This is a genomic window from Wolbachia endosymbiont of Mansonella perstans, from assembly GCF_020278605.1.
GTDB lineage: Bacteria > Pseudomonadota > Alphaproteobacteria > Rickettsiales > Anaplasmataceae > Wolbachia.
In genome coordinates this window covers 1-2,004 of sequence record NZ_JACZHU010000126.1, presented here as the reverse complement: position 1 = coordinate 2,004, position 2,004 = coordinate 1, and the positions used below count along the sequence as shown (strand labels likewise).

Sequence of the window (2,004 nt, the reverse complement as noted above, 5' to 3'; positions counted from 1 at the left end):
ATTGGATGACGTTATAACTTTTTTCCACTTTCGTCTGTCCCCTTTCTGTGTAGTGAGATTGGCATAAGCAGAAAAAAAGGTAAAAATCGCTAGGGTGTTATCTAAGTAGCCAGATACTTGAACTTCCTGGTAGGCTCAAGTTACAACAGCTATGCGTCAAGCACTGAAATAACAGGAAAAGAGCGTTGATTAGATCGTTTAATAGCGGTCTAAGATCTTTCTCCAATCCAAGCTACTTGAATGGCTTCAAGTATTTTTTCGTTACAACGTTTTTCATCATCGTCAAATCCTTCTAAACTCAAGACCTTTTTTTTAAGCTCAGTAAACCTGATATTAACTACATCTTCGTCTGGGAACTTTTTCTCTAAAGCTTCTGCAATGCCTTCTATATCAAACCATTTCATATTTCTTGAATACTCTGCCAAACTAAATTGGTGCCCATGGGGAGACTTGAACTCCCAAGGCCGCAAAACCCACGGATTTTAAGTCCGCTGCGTCTACCGATTCCGCCACACGGGCTTTTTTTATTTTACCTAGAGTAGAACTCTACTACTAAATTAACTTCCATATCCGCTGAGTAAGGAACTTCAGAATATTGAGGCACTCTTAAAAACTTCACTGAATGCTCCTTACTGTTTGTTTCTAAATAGTCTGGAGCCTTGCGTTCTTGTTTTTCCACAGCCTCTACTACTATAGGGATCTTTACTGCTCTCTCTCCTATCTTGACTATATCACCAGGTTTTACTCGGTAGCTTGATATATTAACCACTTCATCATTAACTGTAATATGCTCATGAGATATGAGCTGTTTTGCCGAATAAATTGTTGGCACAAGGCCAGAGTGATATAAAACAGAACTTAGCCTTGATTCTAAGATACCAATAAAATTATCAGCTGTGTAACCTTTCCTGTTATAAGCATCTAAGAATATACGCCTGAGCTGCTTACTTGAAATTGCATAATAAAACTTAAATTTTTTATGTGCAGCGAATTGCTTACCAAAATCAGATAATCTTTTGAATCCAAGAATACCATGCTGACCTGGAGGATATTTCCTTTTGTTTACTGGATCTTTTGCTCTACCCCACAAATTCATACCAAGCCTACGGCTGATTCTATACTTTCTATTAATAACAGTCGTCATATAAAAACTCTCACAATCTAACTCTAGATTATTAAGGATTTTAGCATTAAGTGTCAACTTGTTTTTGCCAGTTTAATTTCTTATACTTCACTTTTAAGTTTTTCTATTGACATATGAACCATCTACTTTTGGAATCTATGGCAAACGCTATACGCTTTTTATCAATTGATACAGTACAAAAAGCGAACTCTGGGCACCCAGGTATGCCACTTGGTATGGCAGATGTTGCAACTATTTTATTTGCTAAATATCTAAATCACAACCCTGACGATCCTAAATGGCTCAACAGGGACCGTTTCATTTTATCAAACGGCCACGGTTCAATGTTATTATATTCAATATTATATCTGACAGGCTACATTAGTATAGATGAGTTAAAGAACTTCAGGCAACTCACATCCAAAACTCCAGGTCATCCAGAATTTGGTTTGACTCCTGGCATAGAAGCAACAACAGGTCCGCTCGGGCAGGGGCTTGCCACTTCAGTTGGCATGGCACTTGCTGAATCGATTCTTGAAAAGCAGTTTGGAATTAATCATTACACTTACGTAATGCTAGGAGATGGCTGTCTCATGGAAGGAATAAGCCATGAAGCAGCATCACTTGCTGGACATCTCAAATTGAATAAGTTGATAGCCCTTTTTGATGATAATGACATCTCTATAGATGGCGCTACTAGCCTCTCTTGTTCTGATGACATAGAAAAGCGTTTTTCAGCTTATGGGTGGAATGTTAACAAAATTGATGGCCATGATTTTAACTCCATATCGCTTGCAATAGAGAAAGCGCAAAAATCTGACAAGCCGTCGATTATTTGCTGCAAAACCATCATCGGAAAATTTTCAAGCCGTGCCGGTACA

3 protein-coding genes and 1 tRNA gene are annotated in these 2,004 nt (G+C 38.2%); 1 reads left to right on the top strand and 3 read right to left on the bottom strand.

Features of this window, described 5'->3' with window-relative positions; genetic code table 11:
- Positions 1-209 precede the first annotated feature (209 nt).
- The 3 genes from iscX to rpsD all read right to left on the bottom strand — a co-directional run bounded on the left by iscX (position 210) and on the right by rpsD (position 1,144).
- Positions 210-404, bottom strand: coding sequence for a Fe-S cluster assembly protein IscX (gene iscX, locus IHO13_RS05340; RefSeq protein WP_225538609.1), 195 nt, complete (start codon positions 402-404; stop codon positions 210-212).
- Between the two features lie 28 nt (positions 405-432).
- Positions 433-519, bottom strand: a tRNA-Leu gene (locus IHO13_RS05335).
- A gap of 10 nt (positions 520-529) precedes the next feature.
- Positions 530-1,144 carry a 30S ribosomal protein S4 gene (gene rpsD / locus IHO13_RS05330; protein WP_225538608.1) on the bottom strand — a complete coding sequence of 205 codons (615 nt, stop codon included), beginning with the start codon at positions 1,142-1,144 and terminating at the stop codon, positions 530-532.
- A 113-nt stretch (positions 1,145-1,257) separates the two neighbouring features.
- Between rpsD and IHO13_RS05325 the strand changes: the two genes are divergently transcribed.
- On the top strand, positions 1,258-2,004 hold a 747-nt coding region (locus IHO13_RS05325), incomplete at its 3' end, for a transketolase family protein (protein ID WP_225538607.1).